This is a genomic window from Citrobacter sp. CRE-46 (genome assembly GCF_059615875.1).
The window spans coordinates 69,424-91,659 of record NZ_JCAPUG010000003.1 but is presented as its reverse complement, the minus strand read 5'-3'; the positions used below and the strand labels follow the sequence as shown (position 1 = coordinate 91,659).

Below are 22,236 nucleotides of genomic sequence, written 5' to 3'. Positions count from 1 at the left end.
AAGTATCTTACCTGAAATTCCCTCACTCGTTTACCGCTCAAGCCCCAATTTTAACTGCCGGTCCAGCCTAAACCGCTCTAATAAGGTTCGATTTGGCGGTAAAATCTCTAGCCTGATAGCTCGAGAGATACAAACTGCCCCACCGCCCCGTTTAAAAGTTGGCAGTGTTGAGCAGTGTTGGATTTGGGGTCGTCAGTCAAAGAGACGACTCTGTGATGGATCGAACAGGCTGGGAGTCAGTGGCGGCGCTCGTTCTGGTGGCAGCTCACGCTGCTTGGCGGCATTCGCCTTGGCTGTTTTCTGTTTCAGATGCTTGAGAATCTGCTCAATGACCTTCGGATCTTCGATGCTGGCAATCACTTTGACGTGACCGCCGCAGTGTTCGCAGACTTCAATATCAATATTGAAGACTCGCTTGAGGCGTTGCATCCAGGTCATGGCGCGGTGGCGCTCTGCAGGACTCTTGTCACGCCAGTTAGTATCGAGACCTTCCGATTTGTCGGGCTTCTTGCCCCGCTTGGCGGGTGTTACTTGAACTCGGTGTTTGCTGTTCGGTGCAAAGACGCCGTGGAAGCGTGTGAGGTTGACTCGCGGCTTAGGTACCAACGCAGCGAGTTTGGCGATGAAGTCCAGCGGCTCGAAGATCACATGGGTGGTGCCATTGCGGTACGGAGTTTTGAGCTCGTAACGCACCTGCCCATTGGCGGTTAATGCCAGACGTTTTTCTGAAACCGCTGGCCGACTAATGTAGCGACACAAGCGCTCAAGCTTATCCCGCTGATGCGCTTCGGCCATCACACCGGCGTGTAGCGAGAAACCAGCATGGTTGGCTACTCGACTGCTTGAGTCGGCTTTATCCTCACGCCCTGGCAAGGTTTGCAGGGTGAAGACTTTGCGCCCTTGCTGGGGGCCGACGGCAATGCGATACGTAACCGAAGCACCATGTAATTGAGTCAGCGTATCGTCTTCGCCCTCTTCCAGTGTCAACCACGTATTCTCGGCATCACGCTCCAAAATCCCACGCTTTTCCATGCAGCGAGCGATGCGATGGCTGAGGGTGTGAGCGAGCGTATTCAGCTCATCGTAAGTGGGTGCCTTGACACGATGGAAGCGTTGCTTGCCATAGTCATCTTCGGCATAGACACCATCGAGAAACAGCATGTGGTAGTGGACATTGAGATTTAGCGCGGAGCCAAAGCGTTGGATAAGAGTCACTGAGCCAGTTTGTGCAGAGGCTTTGGTGTAACCGGCTTTTTTGATCAGATGAGTTGAGAGTGTACGATAGACGATACTCAAGACCTGGCCCATCAGCTGGGGATGGCGAGCCAGCAAAAAGCGTAGCTGGAAAGGAAAGCTGAGCACCCACTGGCGAATGGGCTCCTTGGGGAAGACTTCGTCTATCAGCAGCGCCGCACTCTCGGCCATCCGGCGGGCACCGCAGCTAGGGCAAAAGCCGCGTCGTTTACAGCTGAAGGCGACCAGACGCTCGTGATGACAATCCTCGCAGCGAACCCGCATGAAACCATACTCCAGACGGCCACATTGGAGGAGGTCGTTGAATTCTTGTTGGATGTAGCGAGGCAGGTGTTGACCTTGGGCTTCGAGTGAGGCTTTGAAGGCTGGGTAGTGCTGCTCAACCAGCTGGTAGAGCAGCGTCTGGTCGGGTTGGTGGCGTTCGTAACCGTTTGTTTGAGTGGGCGATTGACTCGCCGTGGCGTTCCTTGCCAGCGACATGGGTATCCTCCGCTGATACTGTGGTTATGTACAGTATCAGCGGCTTGCGTTCAGACGTCCAGTCTGGCCCTAGACATCGCTAAATGCTTAACCCGCAATAGCCCTCACGAGTTGTTATCAGCCACTACCGGTTGAGCGAGAAGGTTTTGGGTTCAGGGTGCTATTGCTCCACCAATCACAATACTGAAGCCCCAACTGTTATCAGTTGGGGCTTTTTCTTGTCTGTTTGCGGCGGTTGCGTTTTATCGGTAGTCGTCGAGCTCTGCACCATCCCACATAAGAGCTTAACGGTGCGATCTTCAACGCCATCACACAAAACTTTCTTTTTCACGCACAGTCAACTTATTGGATGTTTTATTAACAACCCAAAAGGAGATATTTAGCGGGCGGCCGGAAGGTGAATGCTAGGCATGATCTAACCCTCGGTCTCTGGCGTCGCGACTGCGAAATTTCGCGAGGGTTTCCGAGAAGGTGATTGCGCTTCGCAGATCTCCAGGCGCGTGGGTGCGGACGTAGTCAGCGCCATTGCCGATCGCGTGAAGTTCCGCCGCAAGGCTCGCTGGACCCAGATCCTTTACAGGAAGGCCAACGGTGGCGCCCAAGAAGGATTTCCGCGACACCGAGACCAATAGCGGAAGCCCCAACGCCGACTTCAGCTTTTGAAGGTTCGACAGCACGTGCAGCGATGTTTCCGGTGCGGGGCTCAAGAAAAATCCCATCCCCGGATCGAGGATGAGCCGGTCGGCAGCGACCCCGCTCCGTCGCAAGGCGGAAACCCGCGCCTCGAAGAACCGCACAATCTCGTCGAGCGCGTCTTCGGGTCGAAGGTGACCGGTGCGGGTGGCGATGCCATCCCGCTGCGCTGAGTGCATAACCACCAGCCTGCAGTCCGCCTCAGCAATATCGGGATAGAGCGCAGGGTCAGGAAATCCTTGGATATCGTTCAGGTAGCCCACGCCGCGCTTGAGCGCATAGCGCTGGGTTTCCGGTTGGAAGCTGTCGATTGAAACACGGTGCATCTGATCGGACAGGGCGTCTAAGAGCGGCGCAATACGTCTGATCTCATCGGCCGGCGATACAGGCCTCGCGTCCGGATGGCTGGCGGCCGGTCCGACATCCACGACGTCTGATCCGACTCGCAGCATTTCGATCGCCGCGGTGACAGCGCCGGCGGGGTCTAGCCGCCGGCTCTCATCGAAGAAGGAGTCCTCGGTGAGATTCAGAATGCCGAACACCGTCACCATGGCGTCGGCCTCCGCAGCGACTTCCACGATGGGGATCGGGCGAGCAAAAAGGCAGCAATTATGAGCCCCATACCTACAAAGCCCCACGCATCAAGCTTTTGCCCATGAAGCAACCAGGCAATGGCTGTAATTATGACGACGCCGAGTCCCGACCAGACTGCATAAGCAACACCGACAGGGATGGATTTCAGAACCAGAGAAAGAAAATAAAATGCGATGCCATAACCGATTATGACAACGGCGGAAGGGGCAAGCTTAGTAAAGCCCTCGCTAGATTTTAATGCGGATGTTGCGATTACTTCGCCAACTATTGCGATAACAAGAAAAAGCCAGCCTTTCATGATATATCTCCCAATTTGTGTAGGGCTTATTATGCACGCTTAAAAATAATAAAAGCAGACTTGACCTGATAGTTTGGCTGTGAGCAATTATGTGCTTAGTGCATCTAACGCCTGAATTAAGCTGCGCCGCGAAGCGGCGTCGGCTTGAATGAACTGTTAGACATCATTGGCGTGGAGCCGAGCAGACTGGCGGCTTCGTGCTTCACAAAGTAAATGAACGCAGTCAACTGATCAGCGCGTGAGGCCAAGCAATCCATCCCTTGTCCAAGGTAAGCCTGCTGGGCTTCAAGCAGCACGGGCTGATGTTGGACGGGCAGGCGTTCCATTACCCAGTTGGCAGCTACATCCTTCGGCGCGATCTTGCCGGTTGCTGCGCTGTACCAAATGCGAGACAAAGTAAGCACTACATTCCGCTCGTCGCCTGCCCAATCCGGTTGTGAGTTCCATAGTTTCAAGGTGTCGGCCAGTGCTTTGAATAGATCGCTTTCCGGGACTGAGTTGAAGAAATCTTCCGCGGCCGAACCTGCCAAGGCAAGGCTGTGTTGCCTTGCTTTAGTTAGCAGAATAGCCAGATCAACATCGGTTGTCGCGGGCTCGAAGATGCCCGCAAGAATGTCCTTGCGCTGCCACTCCCCGAATTGCAGTTCCCGTCTGGCTGGATAACGCCAAGGAACAACATCGCCGTACACGACGATGGTAACTTCCAAGGCACGGAGAGCTTCACTTTGGCCGGGAGAAGCGGAAACTTCCAGGAAATCTACGAACAGAGCCTGCCGCACAGTCTCATCGAGCTGTGCAGTCACAGTAACCAGCAAATCAATATCACTGCATGGCTTCAGGCCACCGTCGAGTGCAGAGCCGTACAAATGCACGGCCAGCAACGTCGATCCCAGATGATGCTCGATGACGTTGAGTGCCTGTGATAGCTGTACCGAAATCTCGGCGGGCACTGCGTTGCTCATGATGTCTAACTCCCAATTTGTGTAGGGCTTATTATGCACGCTTAAAAATAATAAAAGCAGACTTGACCTGATAGTTTGGCTGTGAGCAATTATGTGCTTAGTGCATCTAACGCCGCTAAGCAGCGGCACATTTTGCGTTTTGAGCGCAGCGAAGCAAAATGTGTCCGATGGCTTGGATGGTTAACCCCTTTGCCAGATTTGATAGCGATAATTTATATTTGAATGAAATTCCTGCTCGAACACCACATTGAACTCTTTGGGGATTTCCGGAAAGAAAACATTGCCCTCTGGCTCGGAATCTATTGTCGAGATATGTAGCGTGTCGGCATGGGCGATCAGACTCTTGTAGATCTCTCCACCACCAGAAACAACAACATGGTTCGTAAGAGTCTTTAGCTCCCTCATTGCTGCTTCTATAGATGGAAACACAACCACATCATCGTTAGTAGCTACCGATCCTGAGCGGCTGACAACTGCATACTTTCTATTTGGGAGAGCCCCCATTGCCTCAAATGTTTTACGGCCGACTAAGAGCCATTGATTGTAAGTTATTGCTTTAAAAAGCAGCTGCTCACCTTTAGCGTTCCACGGGATATCCGAGCCGCAGCCAATAACCCCATTTCTTGCTTTTGCAGCCATTAGTGATATTTTCACGATACTCCTTTGGGTTAACGCCGCCATAAACGGCGACAGGGTGGCGCGCCTATTGCGCATAAAATGGCGAAGCCATGCGCAACAGGCGCGGAATCTCTGGCGTCCGGTTTGATGGCTTTGTTATGCAAAGGACTAGTCTTCAATGACGTGTAAACCACGGCGCTTTAAGTCCTCCAACGAATCCAACATTCCCCTTATTAATTCAACAGGATGCCCCTCCCAGTCTTCAACAACGCCAACAATTCTCAAGGGTTCGCAGGTTCTATAGGACTGTGTTGGATTACCGGGAAATCTTTTGTTCGTAAGATTCGGATCGTCTTCGAACGGTCCTGTTGGCTCAACTATGTATATGTAGCCGCGACCCTCGAGGCCAGACAGTGACATAGCAAGTTCAGCTCCCCAAACTGCTGGCTCCATCAAGGCTGAAAAGTAGATGTGCTTAAGAATACGACCGTCCTCGAAATGAGAGATGAACCCTGTGGTTAGCAAGTCACCAATCGCCAAATTGGCTTTGGTTCCATGATAGAACGGTCCTTGCACCTGCTTGTAATTATCATGAGAGATGGGAATCCAATCTTTTACCATTTTAAGACCCTTAATTGTTGGGATTTGGCTGCATAACGTTTGACATGAGGGGCGGCCAAGGGCGCCAGCCCTTGGACGTCCCCCTCGATGGAAGGGTTAGGCATCACTGCGTGTTCGCTCGAATGCCTGGCGTGTTTGAACCATGTACACGGCTGGACCATATGGGGTGGTTACGGTACCTTGCCTCTCAAACCCCGCTTTCTCGTAGCATCGGATCGCTCGCAAGTTGCTCGGCGACGGGTCCGTTTGGATCTTGGTGACCTCGGGATCATTGAACAGCAACTCAACCAGAGCTCGAACCAGCTTGGTTCCCAAGCCTTTGCCCAGTTGTGATGCATTCGCCAGTAACTGGTCTATTCCGCGTACTCCTGGATCGGTTTCTTCTTCCCACCGTCCGTCCCCGCTTCCAAGAGCAACGTACGACTGGGCATACCCAATCGGCTCTCCATTCAGCATTGCAATGTATGGAGTGACGGACTCTTGCGCTAAAACGCTTGGCAAGTACTGTTCCTGTACGTCAGCAAGTGTCGGGCGTGCTTCTTCTCCGCCCCACCACTCGACGATATGAGATCGATTTAGCCACTCATAGAGCATCGCAAGGTCATGCTCAGTCATGAGGCGCAGTGTGACGGAATCGTTGCTGTTGGTCACGATGCTGTACTTTGTGATGCCTAACTTTGTTTTTGCGTTGCTCATGATGTCTAACTCCCAATTTGTGTAGGGCTTATTATGCACGCTTAAAAATAATAAAAGCAGACTTGACCTGATAGTTTGGCTGTGAGCAATTATGTGCTTAGTGCATCTAACTTTGTTTTAGGGCGACTGCCCTGCTGCGTAACATCGTTGCTGCTCCATAACATCAAACATCGACCCACGGCGTAACGCGCTTGCTGCTTGGATGCCCGAGGCATAGACTGTACAAAAAAACAGTCATAACAAGCCATGAAAACCGCCACTGCGCCGTTACCACCGCTGCGTTCGGTCAAGGTTCTGGACCAGTTGCGTGAGCGCATACGCTACTTGCATTACAGCTTACGAACCGAACAGGCTTATGTCCACTGGGTTCGTGCCTTCATCCGTTTCCACGGTGTGCGTCACCCGGCAACCTTGGGCAGCAGCGAAGTCGAGGCATTTCTGTCCTGGCTGGCGAACGAGCGCAAGGTTTCGGTCTCCACGCATCGTCAGGCATTGGCGGCCTTGCTGTTCTTCTACGGCAAGGTGCTGTGCACGGATCTGCCCTGGCTTCAGGAGATCGGAAGACCTCGGCCGTCGCGGCGCTTGCCGGTGGTGCTGACCCCGGATGAAGTGGTTCGCATCCTCGGTTTTCTGGAAGGCGAGCATCGTTTGTTCGCCCAGCTTCTGTATGGAACGGGCATGCGGATCAGTGAGGGTTTGCAACTGCGGGTCAAGGATCTGGATTTCGATCACGGCACGATCATCGTGCGGGAGGGCAAGGGCTCCAAGGATCGGGCCTTGATGTTACCCGAGAGCTTGGCACCCAGCCTGCGCGAGCAGCTGTCGCGTGCACGGGCATGGTGGCTGAAGGACCAGGCCGAGGGCCGCAGCGGCGTTGCGCTTCCCGACGCCCTTGAGCGGAAGTATCCGCGCGCCGGGCATTCCTGGCCGTGGTTCTGGGTTTTTGCGCAGCACACGCATTCGACCGATCCACGGAGCGGTGTCGTGCGTCGCCATCACATGTATGACCAGACCTTTCAGCGCGCCTTCAAACGTGCCGTAGAACAAGCAGGCATCACGAAGCCCGCCACACCGCACACCCTCCGCCACTCGTTCGCGACGGCCTTGCTCCGCAGCGGTTACGACATTCGAACCGTGCAGGATCTGCTCGGCCATTCCGACGTCTCTACGACGATGATTTACACGCATGTGCTGAAAGTTGGCGGTGCCGGAGTGCGCTCACCGCTTGATGCGCTGCCGCCCCTCACTAGTGAGAGGTAGGGCAGCGCAAGTCAATCCTGGCGGATTCACTACCCCTGCGCGAAGGCCATCGGTGCCGCATCGAACGGCCGGTTGCGGAAAGGGCACTGTTGCAAATAGTCGGTGGTGATAAACTTATCATCCCCTTTTGCTGATGGAGCTGCACATGAACCCATTCAAAGGCCGGCATTTTCAGCGTGACATCATTCTGTGGGCCGTACGCTGGTACTGCAAATACGGCATCAGTTACCGTGAGCTGCAGGAGATGCTGGCTGAACGCGGAGTGAATGTCGATCACTCCACGATTTACCGCTGGGTTCAGCGTTATGCGCCTGAAATGGAAAAACGGCTGCGCTGGTACTGGCGTAACCCTTCCGATCTTTGCCCGTGGCACATGGATGAAACCTACGTGAAGGTCAATGGCCGCTGGGCGTATCTGTACCGGGCCGTCGACAGCCGGGGCCGCACTGTCGATTTTTATCTCTCCTCCCGTCGTAACAGCAAAGCTGCATACCGGTTTCTGGGTAAAATCCTCAACAACGTGAAGAAGTGGCAGATCCCGCGATTCATCAACACGGATAAAGCGCCCGCCTATGGTCGCGCGCTTGCTCTGCTCAAACGCGAAGGCCGGTGCCCGTCTGACGTTGAACACCGACAGATTAAGTACCGGAACAACGTGATTGAATGCGATCATGGCAAACTGAAACGGATAATCGGCGCCACGCTGGGATTTAAATCCATGAAGACGGCTTACGCCACCATCAAAGGTATTGAGGTGATGCGTGCACTACGCAAAGGCCAGGCCTCAGCATTTTATTATGGTGATCCCCTGGGCGAAATGCGCCTGGTAAGCAGAGTTTTTGAAATGTAAGGCCTTTGAATAAGACAAAAGGCTGCCTCATCGCTAACTTTGCAACAGTGCCAATTTATGAGTAAAGGATTATGTCCACGATAAGCACCTGGGTCGATTCCTGGGAGGCGGCCATGAGGGTAGGGAAGCGCCGTCCCGTCAAGTCAGCGTAATGCTCTGCCAGTGTTACAACCAATTAACCAATTCTGATTAGAAAAACTCATCGAGCATCAAATGAAACTGCAATTTATTCATATCAGGATTATCAATACCATATTTTTGAAAAAGCCGTTTCTGTAATGAAGGAGAAAACTCACCGAGGCAGTTCCATAGGATGGCAAGATCCTGGTATCGGTCTGCGATTCCGACTCGTCCAACATCAATACAACCTATTAATTTCCCCTCGTCAAAAATAAGGTTATCAAGTGAGAAATCACCATGAGTGACGACTGAATCCGGTGAGAATGGCAAAAGCTTATGCATTTCTTTCCAGACTTGTTCAACAGGCCAGCCATTACGCTCGTCATCAAAATCACTCGCATCAACCAAACCGTTATTCATTCGTGATTGCGCCTGAGCGAGACGAAATACGCGATCGCTGTTAAAAGGACAATTACAAACAGGAATCGAATGCAACCGGCGCAGGAACACTGCCAGCGCATCAACAATATTTTCACCTGAATCAGGATATTCTTCTAATACCTGGAATGCTGTTTTCCCGGGGATCGCAGTGGTGAGTAACCATGCATCATCAGGAGTACGGATAAAATGCTTGATGGTCGGAAGAGGCATAAATTCCGTCAGCCAGTTTAGTCTGACCATCTCATCTGTAACATCATTGGCAACGCTACCTTTGCCATGTTTCAGAAACAACTCTGGCGCATCGGGCTTCCCATACAATCGATAGATTGTCGCACCTGATTGCCCGACATTATCGCGAGCCCATTTATACCCATATAAATCAGCATCCATGTTGGAATTTAATCGCGGCCTCGAGCAAGACGTTTCCCGTTGAATATGGCTCATAACACCCCTTGTATTACTGTTTATGTAAGCAGACAGTTTTATTGTTCATGATGATATATTTTTATCTTGTGCAATGTAACATCAGAGGGCACTGTTGCAAATAGTCGGTGGTGATAAACTTATCATCCCCTTTTGCTGATGGAGCTGCACATGAACCCATTCAAAGGCCGGCATTTTCAGCGTGACATCATTCTGTGGGCCGTACGCTGGTACTGCAAATACGGCATCAGTTACCGTGAGCTGCAGGAGATGCTGGCTGAACGCGGAGTGAATGTCGATCACTCCACGATTTACCGCTGGGTTCAGCGTTATGCGCCTGAAATGGAAAAACGGCTGCGCTGGTACTGGCGTAACCCTTCCGATCTTTGCCCGTGGCACATGGATGAAACCTACGTGAAGGTCAATGGCCGCTGGGCGTATCTGTACCGGGCCGTCGACAGCCGGGGCCGCACTGTCGATTTTTATCTCTCCTCCCGTCGTAACAGCAAAGCTGCATACCGGTTTCTGGGTAAAATCCTCAACAACGTGAAGAAGTGGCAGATCCCGCGATTCATCAACACGGATAAAGCGCCCGCCTATGGTCGCGCGCTTGCTCTGCTCAAACGCGAAGGCCGGTGCCCGTCTGACGTTGAACACCGACAGATTAAGTACCGGAACAACGTGATTGAATGCGATCATGGCAAACTGAAACGGATAATCGGCGCCACGCTGGGATTTAAATCCATGAAGACGGCTTACGCCACCATCAAAGGTATTGAGGTGATGCGTGCACTACGCAAAGGCCAGGCCTCAGCATTTTATTATGGTGATCCCCTGGGCGAAATGCGCCTGGTAAGCAGAGTTTTTGAAATGTAAGGCCTTTGAATAAGACAAAAGGCTGCCTCATCGCTAACTTTGCAACAGTGCCACCGGCAGTACTATGAATTTTGTGCGCTCAGCGAGCTTAAGGGGGCATTGCGCTCCGGAGACATCTGGGTTAAAGGCTCACGCCGCTACAAAAACTTTGATGATTACCTCATTCCCGAAAAGGACTTTGACAAACTCACACCGGCGCTGCCCCTGCCCGTATCAGCTGATAATCATGAGTACATTACCAGCCGTATGACTCTGCTTCAGTCCAGACTTGAAGAGGTCAATGCCATGGCAGCCCTTGGTGAACTGCCCGATGTGGAAATATCTGACAGGGGAGTAAAAGTCTCTCCGCTGGATAACTGCGTCCCGGTGCAGGTTTCACCGCTGGCAGAGCTGGTTTACAGCATGCTACCGCGCCCTAAAATCACGGAAATTCTCGATGAGGTAAACAGCTGGACGACGTTTACCCGACATTTTTCGCATATAAAAAACGACATTACCCGTCCCGATACCCGCCTGCTCCTCACCACCATCCTTGCGGATGGCATCAATCTTGGTCTGACCAAAATGGCGGAAGCCTGTCCCGGAAGCACCAAATCATCACTGGAAGATATCCAGGCATGGTACATCCGCGACGAAACCTATTCAGCCGCCCTCGCAGAGCTGGTAAACGCGCAGGGGAAAAGACCACTGGCGGCATTCTGGGGAGACGGGACAACGTCATCATCAGACGGACAAAATTTCAGAACAGGCAGCTCTGGCCGCTACGCAGGGCAGGTTAACCCGAAATACGGGCAGGAGCCTGGACGTCAGTTTTACACCCATATTTCGGATCAATACAGCCCGTTTTACACCTGCATAATCAGTCGGGTCAGGGATTCAACCCATGTTCTCGATGGCCTGCTATACCACGAAAGCGACCTGGAAATCAGAGAGCATTACACCGATACCGCAGGTTTCACCGATCATGTCTTTGCCCTGATGCATCTGCTGGGGTTTGCGTTCTGTCCGCGAATCAGGGATCTCCACGACAAAAAGCTGTTTATCAAAGGGAAAGCGGACCAGTACCCGGCGCTTCAGTCACTGATATCAACGACCAGCCTGAATCTGAAAGAGATCGAAATTCACTGGCGTGAAGTACTGCGTCTGGCGACCTCGATAAAGCAGGGAACCGTGACAGCATCTCTGATGCTGAAAAAACTAGCGAGCTACCCCAAGCAAAACGGACTTGCCAAAGCACTGAGAGAAATTGGGCGCATTGAGCGAACGCTATTTATGCTTGACTGGTTCCGCGATCCTGCATTGCGTCGGCGAGTACAGGCGGGGCTGAATAAAGGTGAGGCACGTAACGCACTGGCGCGGGCGGTATTTATGCACCGGCTGGGAGAAATCAGGGACAGAAAGCCTGAAAATCAGAGCTATCGCGCCAGTGGACTGACGCTTCTGACGGCTGCGATCTCGCTGTGGAATACTGTGTATATGGAAAGGGCGATCGATGCCCTGAAGCGTAAAGGACTAAAGATCAACGAACAACTGCTGTCGCATTTGTCGCCGTTAGGCTGGGAGCACATCAATCTGACAGGTGATTATATCTGGAAAAGCAACCGGATACCGGCTTCCGGTAAGTTTCGTCGGTTGAGACCAGCTAAAGTCGGAAGGTCAAAAAACAGCCTTAACGTACAATAATTTTCGATATCCAAACTGACCCCTCTGTATACCGGTGGTGCCGGAAAAAGTATTCCCTGGCCCGTTCGACGACTGATTCATCCTTCGGCATGTCTGTCTCCGGTTAATGCTAACGTATGCGTACATTAGCATTAACATCAGTACCCGGCAAGGGGAGTGGCGTGCATCGTACCTGTGGTGCATCCCGCCCGGGCTCCGGACATGCTATGCCGGCAATTCTACCGGCGGTGCGCTGTCCTGGTGTCCTTTTCGCTACCCTGTCACGTCTTTAATTTGTTTGTTAGTTAGTTTATTTGTTAGTTTGTTTGTGTATAATGTAAGCATACCCCTTTATGCGGAGACTGACAGATGCGTCCGGCGACATACGAACCAGAACAAATTATTGAAGCAGGGCTGGCCCTGCAGGCTGAAGGACGGAATATCACCGGGTTCGCACTGCGTAACCAGGTGGGTGGCGGCAATCCGACACGTCTCCGCCAGATATGGGACGAATACCAGGCGTCACAGAGCACGGTCGTCACTGAACCCGTTGCCGAGCTGCCCGTGGAAGTGGCTGAAGAAGTGAAGGCTGTCTCAGCCGCGCTATCCGGGCGCATCACCCAGTTGGCGACCGAACTGAATGACAAGGCTGTCCGGGCTGCAGAACGCCGGGTTGCGGAAGTCACACGTGCCGCCGGGGAACAGACTGCACAGGCTGAGCGGGAGCTGGCCGACGCCGCGCAGACAGTCGACGACCTGGAAGAAAAACTGGATGAACTGCAGGACGGATATGACCGGCTGACACTGGCGCTGGAATCAGAACGTTCACAGCGTCAGCAGCAGGATGTGGAGATGGCCCAGCTGAAAGAGCGTCTGGCCGCTGCTGAAGAGAATGCCCGTCAGCGGAAGGAACGGCATCAGGAGCAGAAGACAGTGCTGCAGGATGCGCTTAATGCGGAGCAGGCCCGGCACAAAAACACGCGGGAAGACCTGCAGAAACAACTGGAGCAAATTTCTGCCGAAGCGAATGCGCGCGCAGAAGAACTGAAGTCTGAACGCGATAAGGTCAGTACTCTCCTTACCCGCCTGGAATCGCAGGAAAATGCGCTGGCCTCAGAACGTCAGCAGCATCAGGCCACCCGCGAAACGCTGCAGCAACGCCTCGAGCAGGCCGTCGCTGATGCACAGGCGCGCGCCGGTGAGCTTGCGCTTGAACGTGACAGAGTCAGCAGTCTCACCGCCAGGCTGGAATCGCAGGAAAAAGCGTTTATGGAACAGCAACTGAGAATGGGTCAGGAACTTAACAGTCACACAGACCGTTGTGCCCGCCTGGAAAAACAGCGTGATGATGCCCTGCTGGATGTTATGTATGAGAAAGAAACGGTCGCGGCACTGCGTGGTGAGGCTGAAGCCCTGAAGCGTCAGAACCAGTCACTGATGGCGGCGCTTTCGGGCAATAAACAGACCGGTGGCCAGAATGCGTGATGATGACAATTCAGACGCCTGTGATGAAGCGCCCCGGGCGGAGGATAAATGCTACACCAAAGGGCGACTTCGGGATGAGTTCAGGATGAAGCCAGCCCCCGGTGCGGAACCGGTCAGAATGTACAAAAGTCCTTACGGCGGGAAATACGGCGTATGGCGGCTGGCTGACTGCGTCCCGATGCGGGCGAAACGCCCACAGACAGAAAAACAGCGGCAGGCCAGCGCACGTCTGGGCCTGCAGGCCCGGATGAAGAGTGAGCGTGGCAGGTTCGCCATGCTGGCACATACCTGGTTAGCGCTGGACCCCGTCTTCCTCGATACCGAAACGACCGGACTTGATGCCGGCGCGCAGGCGCTGGAAATCGGTCTGGTTAATGCCCGCGGTGAGAGGATATTTGAGACCCGCCTGAAACCCACTGTCGGAATCGATCCGGCAGCAGCTGCAGTACACGGTATCAGTGACGATGATCTGGTCAGTGCGCCATCGTGGCCCGATATTGCGCAGCAGCTGCACCACCATATCGGCCGGCGCCCGCTGGTTATTTTCAATGCTGAGTTTGATACGCGCATTCTGAAGCAGACAGCGGCAGCGCATAACGACCCTGCCAGCTGGCTGGACTCTCTGACGGTGTACTGCGGCATGAGGCTCGCTGCGGGTTATTACGGACCCTCCAATCGTTACGGTACCATATCGCTTTCCGGTGCTGTCAGTCAGGCTGGCCTGAGCTGGATCGGGGAGGCTCATTCCGCTGTCACTGACGCGGTTATGACGGCACAGGTGGTAAACAATATTGCCGGATACTGGCATGAGATCCAGTGTGAAATGAATGATGACGCAGGGAGTAAGCCAGCATAACGCAGCTCTCTGGCTGGTCAGACAGCTGCAGGTATTAATTCAGGAGTCTGGAATGGAAAATATGATGAAAACTATGCGTGAGCATTTCCCCGCGCGAACAGTGGTGATCGAACAGTCTCTGGATATGTTTGGTATCAAACGAAATGAGGACGGGACGTTACTCTTCCCCCGTCACTCCGATAAACGTTTTCCCGTTGCACGTATCCGTAAGCGACTGGCGGCTTATGGCTGGCGAGGAGAGCGCCTGAATAAGGAGGTGGCGCGCATCGTCGCGGGCCCTGATATCCTCCCTGACAGGAGTGAATACAGCATTATTTTCCCTTACGGATGGGAGAAGAAGCAGCTGACGCGTGAGATGCGGAGGATGTTTCCCCGTAAGACTGGCCGACGTGTGCTGATTATGCTCGATGAATTACATCAGTTTATTGACTCACGGGAGAAGCAGTGACGCTGACAGAAAAATCAGGCCATCTGGCATGGTGCGCCCTAGTGGCGCTTGCGCTGGCCAGACAGAACGGTGATGTGCTGTCACCGGCACAGGAAAATCTCTTTCTCACCCGATGGCTGGCGACCGCGCTAAAGCAACGGCGTTTTTCGCGTGATGTTGCCCCCGATATCGAGTGGCTTCTGAAACAGGGACGTCAGCTGGGCGTCAGCGCGAAGCTGGCCAGCAAGCTGAATTACCTCTGGCGTTCCTGCACTGGCGAGTTGACTGAACAGAACGATTTGTTCCGGCTGACCTATGCGCTGGAAACAGCCAAAGATATGCACTGGAACTACCGTCTGCTTAGCGATCGGGAATGGTCCGGCCGGAATGCTGTGGCGCTCAGTGCGGGCGTGAACGGCATTTATCTCTCACGGTCCAGCCTCGATGTCGCTTTTGACGACAGCGGCCAACAGATAAATCCGCTGACAGCGCGTCTGACGGGAAACGTAGCGGGGGTGATGAAGCTGTTTGAACGCTGTGGCTGGCAGGCAGAGCCAGAGTCTGGTGCTTCCCTGCCCCACCAGTATTCGCTGATGGCCGGGCAGGGAGAGCCAGGAAAGGGGGATTAGTGGCGGATCTGCGCCAGGTCGTCTTCAGTCAGACCGGTCATTTTCATGACGGTATTGCGGTCAATGCCGTTCTGGAGCATGGTACGGGCTATTTTCAGAGTCGCTTCGCGCTCCCCTTCTGAACGGCCTTTTTCAATACCACGTTGTTCACCGAGCTGAATCCCCTTCTCGATGCCCTTCTGTTCAAGCTGCTGTGCGATGGTCATAAGTGCGTCTCCGTGTTGCGGCACACGCTGTGCCAGTTCGCGTACAAAGGCTTCGGCGTCGGATGTTTCGCCTGCCTGTACTATATAGTGTACCAGCGATATCACCTGCGATGAAGACAAGTATCCCGCCAGCAAGATGGGCGCCAGCCGGTCAACCAGTTCTGCCAGGTCCCGCTGGTGAATATGCTTTTGCAGTAAAGTCAGGGCGGCCATGCTGCGATGGCCAGCGATTTCATCATCCGGAATAACCGTAACGTCTACCAGCGGGAAAGCGCCGCTGTAGAGTTTGCCTGCCAGCGCCGGATCGTCAAACTCATCCAGCCAGCGGGTAGAGTACGGATACGGGCTGCGCTTACCCGTATAGAACAGCACCGGTATCACCAGTGGCAACTTTTTATGTCCTGCCTCCAGGTGACGCTGCATGGCGGCCACCGCATACCGTATCAGGCGGAAAGCCATATGTTTGTCCGGCGTTGACTGGTGTTCGACCAGAACATGAATATATCCGTCGCCGGCCGTGGTTTTCAGGCTATAGAGGACGTCGCTGAAATACTGGCGGAGATCATCTTCAACGAACGAGCCTGATTCCAGTTTCAGCGTGCTGAGATCGCAGACTGCCCGCAGATCTGCGGGCAGGTGATCGGGTAGCAGTAGCACATTACTGTGCCACCGCCCCCTAAGAACCGTACGTGAACCTTTCGATTCATACGGCTCAAGCCTTTCAAAGCTCGTTGTAGTGAACCGGCTTCAATACTCGAAGATTACGGGCATGGATTTGATTATGGCAGGTAGGGTGTACCATCAGGAGGTTACTATTTTCGTTGCTTCCCCCATCCGTCCGTCGGATCATATGATGGACATGCCACCTACTTTCCGATGTGATTAACTGATGGCAGACTGCGCACCTTCCCTTCTGGTTTACCCACAGGTTATAGAGCTTCTTTCTACCTTTCAGGGAGTTTTGCATTTTGCTGCTTATGCGAGCCTCAAAGTATGTTTCCCATTCAGGGTCAAAAGGATTCGCATCCATCTTGATGGCTTTGTATCTTACTATCCGTGTATCTGACGCGAGTCGAAGGGATTTCAGCAGTCTTTTCCCGTTGGCTCCCCGCTCACTGGTTTCAACTGCGAATATCCAGCTTCGGGTCTGAGTTCGATGAAAATAACGCATTCTTACCCACCCTTTACCCTTGTTCGGATGACGGCGCAGGGACCATTGCCATAATGCTTTCCATATTTCGTGGTCAACTGAGGCGAACACCTTCTTCGATACGACGTGTTGATGGTAGTTCGCCCAACCGCTAATTACTGGATTAAGCATTTTTATCAGTTTTATCTGAGGTATGGCCTTGCCACTTCTGATAATCGAACGTACTTTTTCCAAAAATGCCTTAATATTCGTTTTCGAAGGTTTGATTAGTAATTTCCCCTTGTACTTGCGTATATTCTGACCCAGGAAGTCGAATCCTCCATCAAGGTGCGTGATTTTGGTCTTCTCAGGAGAGAGAGTAAGTCCTCTTTCCTTCATGAATTCCTCTATCAGCGGCTTAACATCTTGCTCCAGTTGTTCTTTTGAGCTTCCGGTAATTATAAAGTCATCTGCGTAACGCACGAAATTGACTTTATGACTGCATGTTCGCCCCCGAAAACGGAATTTCCTTCCGAAGTGGGTTTGTAACAGAGGCTCTAGGCCGTCCAGAGTAATGTTTGCTAAGACTGGAGATATTATCCCACCTTGTGGGGTTCCTGCTTCCGTTGGAAATAGTTGTCGATTTGCTACGTATCCGGCTTTTAACCATTTATGCAGGATCTTGCGATCCATTAAAACGTTATCCAGCAACCATTCATGGCTAATGTTATCAAAACAACCTTTTATGTCCCCTTCCATGATCCATTCAGCACCACCTTTTCTCGCAAAAACAACAAAACACTGTTCTATGGCGTCAGCGGTAGATCTGTCAGGTCGAAAGCCGTAGGATCTTCGAGCTGCTGTCGTCTCGGCTGTCGGAAGGAGAGCGAACATGTAAAGGGCCTGCATAGCCCTGTCTTTCAGCGTCGGGATTCCTAATGGTCTGGTTTTTCCGTTAGCCTTGGGTATGTAAACTCTTTTCAGGGGTTGTGGCTGGTAACCGCGTTGCTTAAGTGACTGGATCGCATGAGACTTAGCTTCAGGAGTGGTCCATAATTTTCGATCCACACCGGGCGTATTCTTGCCCTGATTTTCGGTAACTCGTCTCACGGCCAATGCTTTACCGCTAAACGAGTGGGTCAACAGGTGTTGCAGGCTTCTTACTTTGCCATACCTGCCTTCCTTTGTTGCCTTTACGATACGCGTCTGGAGTCTTCTCACTTCCCGATGGCATTTGGCCCAGTTTATATCGTGCCATTCCATCCGTTGGCGCGAGGGTGCACCTGTGCAAGAAATATCCTGCATAGTCATCTGCGACTCCCTCCTGTGAAGATTTATCAAACTATCTCGTAATGAAAGACCTTGTGGAAGTCTGCCCGCTTTCGCGTGAAATAATATTACGTATGTTCAACCTCTATCCATCCCATTACAGGACGGCATTCGCTTTTTCCACAATCTCTTACCCGCACCACTTACAACATTCCTTACGGTTTGCCTGCCCAAGAGGGCAGTGATACGGGCTTACCATGTTTCACCTGAATAACGAAGTAGGTTAGACCCTGCCTCTCCACCGACGGTTTTCGTGTCCGTGTACCCCCAGAAATCACAGAGGTAGCCAACCGTGCACCATTTTGGTTCAAGCCTGCCAGCATCTTTGGCTTGTTCTTTCATAACGATGTTTATCAGCAGTTCACATTTGTTGGTCATACTACTCAGCCTAGCCCTGTGTCCACATGATGCTTGCAGACAAACCTTAGCTTCACAGCATTGGTCGGATTTCCTAGGTACATTGTTCCAATAGCTTCACACCGAACATTTACCCGTTCCGCATGTATTGGTAGGCTACTGATGACGGAACATCAGGTTTCTCCCGGAATACTTCCCGTAGAAACAATTACACAGGCGACTTTCATGTCGCACGATTTCCATAAAGTCCCGGGCAATATCCGGTTGCGTCAGGAACTGCCTGAACGTGGCATCGTGAGGAGTGGGGGTGCTGTTTTTCTTCTTCATCTGCCCTGGCTCTGAAAAATGACCCGGAGATGTTATCACAGCCTGGAAAAAGCTAATATTGGCGATGAACGGAATTGCCATTCCTTCAGGGGACCGTTCCGGGGTGGTTCGGTCCCCTCCCTGAACCATCTTTACTCATCATCAATTACTGCCTTAGCAACTTTCTTCCCTCTCTCAGATATTCTAAAGCCTCTTCTCTCCGTCCTTCTGTGGCAGCTGTATATAATGTCGCGATACCGCTGACAGCCTGATGGCGGGTTATACTGCCTTTACTGAAATCATCCAGAACAGTACAAAGGAATTCCTCCAACAACTCCTGTTCTCTTTGAGATATTCTTTCAGCCATATTCGCTCCATAAGCTTAATTGTTTGTTCTGAACCTAACGTGAATAAGTATCGTCAATCAGTATCCTGCTTATGATTGCCGTTACAGACCCTGATTACTGTCATCTTTGATACGCCAGCCAGGCGGGCTGTTTCACGCAGTGATTTTCCGTGGGCCAGACGCAGAGTGCGTATCAGTTCATGTCTCTGCGCATCGGCCACCCTGCCCCGGTATTTTCCTTCAGCTTTCGCCTTACTGATACCCTCTGACTGACGACGTCGACGGTCTTCGTAATCTTTTCGGGCAATAGCGGCGAGCATATCCAGCATCATGCCATTTACGGCCTTCAGCATGCTTCGGGTAAAGTCATCACTTACTGTGCTGGATAGCGCCAGATGGCTGGTCGGTAGATCAAGACTGACGATGGCCAGCTGCTTATCAGTAATTTGCTTTCTGAGTGTCTCCCAGCCTGCATCATCCAGGCGGGTAAGCCTGTCGACCTGTTCTATGAGAATCACATCACCAGGTTCCGCATCACCAAGAAGCCTGATCAGTTCTGGACGGTTCATTGTCGTACCGGAGACATTATCGATATACCAGCCAGCAATACGGTGACCATTTTGGTTTGCAAATGCCTTCAGTGCATTTTTTGCCCGGCTGGCATCCTGCTCTGAAGTGGATGCCCGGAGGTAACCAAAAACGAACATATTTTGTCCTTCTGGTAACTTTTAAGTGGTCTTGCTTATAATGGTATCACTTATGTAGTAACAATAACATTCGCCGGTATTTTTTCGGATGGTATATATAGAGCATACCTGAATGTGACTGGCTGACGCGCCCGTCGGGCTTGTCCAACCCCTCCCCTGTTCAGAAACAAGTTCTGAACAGACTCACGGTTTGCAATGTGGGTCAACAAAAATAAATACGATCACCAAAAATATTTTCTGGACACTTTTTCCGATAGTGCCGAAATGTACAGGACGGATAGCATTTTTTGTATGTTGTCGGAATGTATCTGTGGAGGGTGAACGTCAATAGGTTAGACATGGACAGGAACACCAGAACGTCCAGGCAGCGCGGGAATTACATAACGGGGGCGGTCTGCCAGCAGTTCTGCGACCGCACCGGCGCATCGATGCCGGGTTATGCCTGCACCATAGCAGATGGCCGCGCAGCTGCAGCTGATGTAATGCCAGCAGCGGACAGAAATGCCGATATGTCCTGGCAGAGAAAGCGCTGGAAACTGAAACAGTAAAAGTAGACGTTTAACGGAGTGGATTTTACAATGGATTTGTATATCACGACTGTACTCAGGAATAACATATGGCTAGCCAAAAACCAGGAAAGCAAAGCAGTAATCCGAAAGCTTCATGTACTGATGCAAAAGTCGGGACGCTGAAGCAGAAAAATAGCGGTGAATATAAAGCTATTTGTCCGAGCATAAAGCGGAGCGGAAAAATATCGTTTGATTCTGCTGATAAACTGGCCGAGGAAATTGCAGCGTTAAGGGATAAAAAGTCATGAGTGAACCCGTTACATCAACAGCACTTGCAGTAAACGCATCGGGATTTACGTTAAAGGATTACATGTATGCGGCAGGGGTCGTAATATCGGTATTTTCAGCAGGCGTGGCCTGGGTGAGTGCCAGTCGGACATTAAAACGCGACCTTAATTCACTGGGTGATTCAGAAATTAAAATTTTTGAGCTCATTTCTAAGGCTGAAGCTGAACTGGCTAAGTTTAATATAAATTTAAAAGAAGAAACCGAAAGCCAAGGTAAGGCTTTCGTCTTTAAAGAAGCATACGGTTACGAACTAGATTGCCTGTCAGAAAGTTTGCTGAATGTTTATGATATCGCATGCCAGCGTTACATTGATAATAAACTGGATAAATCAAGGTTTGAAAAAACCTATAAATTAAGAATTGGGAAATTATTCTCTAATTCTCTCTTTAAACCCTACTTAGGTGCTGGCGAATTTCAGTATAGCGCGCTTAAATTGGTTAACGAAACGCTTAACAACCCTGAAAAAATAAAATGAGAATTGGACATGAACCTATTAATGATTATTGCTTGTGGTTTACTACTTCTTATCGGTGTCTTTATTTATGCCATTAGCAGGGGGCGCAAAACGGTGCGTGCATATGTGTACCTTATGCAAGTTGAGAACGGTCTGGATTTGAAAATGGCAAATGCTATCGCAGGTAGCCTGTCAACGGCGTCAGCCGGTGAATACAGGAACGCGGCAATGAGGCACTGCCATGCTGCCTTTAATGGTAGCCAACTGAACATGATAAAGGCAGCCCGTAACAAAGGATTCATACAGTAGAGACTTGTGGATGCAATGCTGGACAGCATCCCCGGAACGTCCAGGCTGGTGCGGGGGTAACGTAATGATGACGCTTTGCCAGCAGACCCGAGAAAGGGTCAAGTGGATATAGAAACAAAGGATTTAATGAGATTATTTTAAAAAATAAGGAGAGAGGATTGGAGATTAAAAAAACATGTGCTTATTGCAGCAACACATCAAACTTCACAAAAGAACATATTTTTCCTGCGGCGATAATAAAAAGCTTTAACGTAGACCTTTTATCTGTAAGTGATAAAAATGACTATTTTTTCAAAGGTGATTTAGTTATAAGAGATGTCTGTGCCACATGTAACAATGGCGTTTTATCTCAATTAGATCAGCACTTCATAAAATCGTTTAAAAATCAAATGATCACACCCTTAAAACCTGGTGATGAAGTCACATTCAATTATGACTATGATTTATTGCTGCGTGTGCTTTTGAAAATATCATATAATTCAGCAAGGGCCTCAAAAAATGGCTATAGTTCAAAGGTGATTTTAGAAAAATATAAATCATTTATTGCACATGGCGAAAAAAAACCAGATGGGATTATTGTGTCACTGCTAATTGTTACTTCGGCCAATAGAATTAATTTAGAGACAGGAAATGACGAAAAGCCACTGGAACCATATTTATTAAGAAGTGGGTTAATTGACGGTTTGAACTTAAGCTCCAATAATTATATAGTTAGAATGGTTGCGTTTAATAGTTTTTGGTTCTATTTATTAATTCCGAAAAAGCCAGTTAATGCCAAGGTAAAGAAACAATTTTGGGATGAATTTAAAAGTAAAACACATTTACATGGAGTGTTGTTAAAAAAGAACGATACTTCTATAAAAATAACAAAAGATAAAACAACATATTTACATCATAGTCTAATGAGCAGAATGGTTAGGTTAAGTAAGTAACCTACAGCCTTGCCTTTGGGCAGAGTCCATGGCGTGAAGCAGCTGCGCCACGCAAACGG

At 51.1% G+C, this 22,236-nt stretch carries 22 protein-coding genes and 4 pseudogenes; 12 read left to right on the top strand and 14 right to left on the bottom strand.

All coding sequences use genetic code 11. The features are described 5' to 3' along the window. Positions 1-192: 192 nt before the first annotated feature. From AC534G_RS26610 to AC534G_RS26580, 7 genes are all read right to left on the bottom strand, one after another. Positions 193-1,734: an IS91-like element ISCR1 family transposase gene (locus AC534G_RS26610; RefSeq protein WP_000050481.1), complete on the bottom strand. Its 1,542-nt coding sequence runs from the start codon at positions 1,732-1,734 to the stop codon at positions 193-195. 404 nt (positions 1,735-2,138) lie between these two features. After that, complete coding sequence (sul1, locus tag AC534G_RS26605; protein ID WP_000259031.1) at positions 2,139-2,978, bottom strand: sulfonamide-resistant dihydropteroate synthase Sul1; 840 nt, start codon at positions 2,976-2,978, stop codon at positions 2,139-2,141. After that, positions 2,972-3,319 carry a quaternary ammonium compound efflux SMR transporter QacE delta 1 gene (locus AC534G_RS26600; protein ID WP_000679427.1) on the bottom strand — a complete coding sequence of 116 codons (348 nt, stop codon included), beginning with the start codon at positions 3,317-3,319 and terminating at the stop codon, positions 2,972-2,974. The genes sul1 and AC534G_RS26600 overlap by 7 nt, the downstream gene beginning before the upstream one ends. 116 nt (positions 3,320-3,435) lie before the next feature. Then, complete coding sequence (locus AC534G_RS26595; RefSeq protein WP_001749984.1) at positions 3,436-4,281, bottom strand: ANT(3'')-Ia family aminoglycoside nucleotidyltransferase AadA16; 846 nt, start codon at positions 4,279-4,281, stop codon at positions 3,436-3,438. A 180-nt stretch (positions 4,282-4,461) separates the two neighbouring features. Further along, a complete protein-coding gene (dfrA27, locus tag AC534G_RS26590; protein WP_001749985.1) occupies positions 4,462-4,935 on the bottom strand; it encodes a trimethoprim-resistant dihydrofolate reductase DfrA27 in 474 nt (157 codons plus the stop codon). A 132-nt stretch (positions 4,936-5,067) separates the two neighbouring features. Next, positions 5,068-5,520 (bottom strand): NAD(+)--rifampin ADP-ribosyltransferase Arr-3, encoded by a 453-nt coding sequence (locus AC534G_RS26585; RefSeq protein ID WP_001749986.1) that lies wholly within the window; start codon positions 5,518-5,520, stop codon positions 5,068-5,070. Positions 5,521-5,616: 96 nt separating this feature from the next. After that, positions 5,617-6,171: a fluoroquinolone-acetylating aminoglycoside 6'-N-acetyltransferase AAC(6')-Ib-cr5 gene (locus AC534G_RS26580; RefSeq protein WP_063840321.1), complete on the bottom strand. Its 555-nt coding sequence runs from the start codon at positions 6,169-6,171 to the stop codon at positions 5,617-5,619. Between the two features lie 291 nt (positions 6,172-6,462). Between AC534G_RS26580 and intI1 the strand changes: the two genes are divergently transcribed. Together intI1 and AC534G_RS26570 are read left to right on the top strand one after the other, a co-directional pair. Next, on the top strand, positions 6,463-7,476 hold the full coding sequence (intI1, locus tag AC534G_RS26575) for a class 1 integron integrase IntI1 (protein WP_000845048.1): 1,014 nt from the start codon (positions 6,463-6,465) through the stop codon (positions 7,474-7,476). Between the two features lie 145 nt (positions 7,477-7,621). Beyond that, positions 7,622-8,326: an IS6-like element IS26 family transposase gene (locus AC534G_RS26570; RefSeq protein WP_001067855.1), complete on the top strand. Its 705-nt coding sequence runs from the start codon at positions 7,622-7,624 to the stop codon at positions 8,324-8,326. A gap of 189 nt (positions 8,327-8,515) precedes the next feature. Here AC534G_RS26570 and aph(3')-Ia read toward each other — a convergent pair whose 3' ends face one another. Next, positions 8,516-9,331, bottom strand: coding sequence for an aminoglycoside O-phosphotransferase APH(3')-Ia (aph(3')-Ia, locus tag AC534G_RS26565; protein WP_000018329.1), 816 nt, complete (start codon positions 9,329-9,331; stop codon positions 8,516-8,518). A 150-nt stretch (positions 9,332-9,481) separates the two neighbouring features. Between aph(3')-Ia and AC534G_RS26560 the strand changes: the two genes are divergently transcribed. Both AC534G_RS26560 and AC534G_RS26555 read left to right on the top strand, forming a co-directional pair. Beyond that, positions 9,482-10,186 (top strand): IS6-like element IS26 family transposase, encoded by a 705-nt coding sequence (locus AC534G_RS26560; protein ID WP_001067855.1) that lies wholly within the window; start codon positions 9,482-9,484, stop codon positions 10,184-10,186. Positions 10,187-10,240: 54 nt separating this feature from the next. Next, positions 10,241-11,859, top strand: a pseudogene (locus AC534G_RS26555) (Tn3 family transposase); the annotation flags it as partial. A gap of 32 nt (positions 11,860-11,891) precedes the next feature. Here AC534G_RS26555 and AC534G_RS26550 read toward each other — a convergent pair. After that, positions 11,892-11,960: pseudogene (locus AC534G_RS26550) on the bottom strand (cytoplasmic protein); the annotation flags it as partial. 257 nt (positions 11,961-12,217) lie between these two features. Between AC534G_RS26550 and AC534G_RS26545 the strand changes: the two are divergent. The 4 genes from AC534G_RS26545 to AC534G_RS26530 are packed head-to-tail and all read left to right on the top strand — an operon-like array spanning position 12,218 to position 15,245. Next, positions 12,218-13,333, top strand: coding sequence for a DNA-binding protein (locus AC534G_RS26545; protein ID WP_275396284.1), 1,116 nt, complete (start codon positions 12,218-12,220; stop codon positions 13,331-13,333). Continuing rightward, positions 13,326-14,189 carry a 3'-5' exonuclease gene (locus tag AC534G_RS26540; RefSeq protein ID WP_410001511.1) on the top strand — a complete coding sequence of 288 codons (864 nt, stop codon included), beginning with the start codon at positions 13,326-13,328 and terminating at the stop codon, positions 14,187-14,189. Before AC534G_RS26545 ends, AC534G_RS26540 begins: the two co-directional genes overlap by 8 nt. Before the next feature lie 52 nt (positions 14,190-14,241). Then, positions 14,242-14,637 carry a hypothetical protein gene (locus tag AC534G_RS26535; RefSeq protein ID WP_113336523.1) on the top strand — a complete coding sequence of 132 codons (396 nt, stop codon included), beginning with the start codon at positions 14,242-14,244 and terminating at the stop codon, positions 14,635-14,637. Beyond that, positions 14,634-15,245: a DUF2913 family protein gene (locus tag AC534G_RS26530; protein ID WP_275396285.1), complete on the top strand. Its 612-nt coding sequence runs from the start codon at positions 14,634-14,636 to the stop codon at positions 15,243-15,245. The genes AC534G_RS26535 and AC534G_RS26530 overlap by 4 nt, the downstream gene beginning before the upstream one ends. Here AC534G_RS26530 and AC534G_RS26525 read toward each other — a convergent pair. The 5 genes and pseudogenes from AC534G_RS26525 to AC534G_RS26505 all read right to left on the bottom strand — a co-directional run. Beyond that, positions 15,242-16,090: pseudogene (locus tag AC534G_RS26525) on the bottom strand (Rpn family recombination-promoting nuclease/putative transposase); the annotation flags it as partial. The gene AC534G_RS26530 and the pseudogene AC534G_RS26525 sit on opposite strands and share 4 nt — an antisense overlap. Positions 16,091-16,172: 82 nt before the next feature. Further along, complete coding sequence (gene ltrA, locus AC534G_RS26520; protein ID WP_275396286.1) at positions 16,173-17,891, bottom strand: group II intron reverse transcriptase/maturase; 1,719 nt, start codon at positions 17,889-17,891, stop codon at positions 16,173-16,175. Positions 17,892-18,500: 609 nt separating this feature from the next. After that, positions 18,501-18,593, bottom strand: a pseudogene (locus tag AC534G_RS26515) (Rpn family recombination-promoting nuclease/putative transposase); the annotation flags it as partial. Between the two features lie 145 nt (positions 18,594-18,738). Next, a complete protein-coding gene (locus AC534G_RS26510; RefSeq protein WP_275396287.1) occupies positions 18,739-18,939 on the bottom strand; it encodes a hypothetical protein in 201 nt (66 codons plus the stop codon). 53 nt (positions 18,940-18,992) lie between these two features. Continuing rightward, entirely contained in the window at positions 18,993-19,625 is a 633-nt protein-coding gene (locus AC534G_RS26505) for a recombinase family protein (RefSeq protein WP_275396288.1), read from the bottom strand. A gap of 616 nt (positions 19,626-20,241) precedes the next feature. On the opposite strand from AC534G_RS26505, the gene AC534G_RS26500 reads away from it, so the two are divergent. The 4 genes from AC534G_RS26500 (at position 20,242) to AC534G_RS26485 (ending at position 22,177) form a co-directional block, all read left to right on the top strand. Continuing rightward, positions 20,242-20,442, top strand: a complete 201-nt coding sequence (locus AC534G_RS26500; RefSeq protein WP_253076407.1) for a hypothetical protein — start codon at positions 20,242-20,244, stop codon at positions 20,440-20,442. Then, positions 20,439-20,957, top strand: coding sequence for a hypothetical protein (locus AC534G_RS26495; protein WP_253076408.1), 519 nt, complete (start codon positions 20,439-20,441; stop codon positions 20,955-20,957). The genes AC534G_RS26500 and AC534G_RS26495 overlap by 4 nt, the downstream gene beginning before the upstream one ends. A gap of 9 nt (positions 20,958-20,966) precedes the next feature. After that, on the top strand, positions 20,967-21,245 hold the full coding sequence (locus AC534G_RS26490) for a hypothetical protein (protein ID WP_253076409.1): 279 nt from the start codon (positions 20,967-20,969) through the stop codon (positions 21,243-21,245). Between the two features lie 158 nt (positions 21,246-21,403). Further along, complete coding sequence (locus tag AC534G_RS26485) at positions 21,404-22,177, top strand: HNH endonuclease (protein ID WP_253076410.1); 774 nt, start codon at positions 21,404-21,406, stop codon at positions 22,175-22,177. The last annotated feature ends 59 nt before the right edge of the window (positions 22,178-22,236 follow it).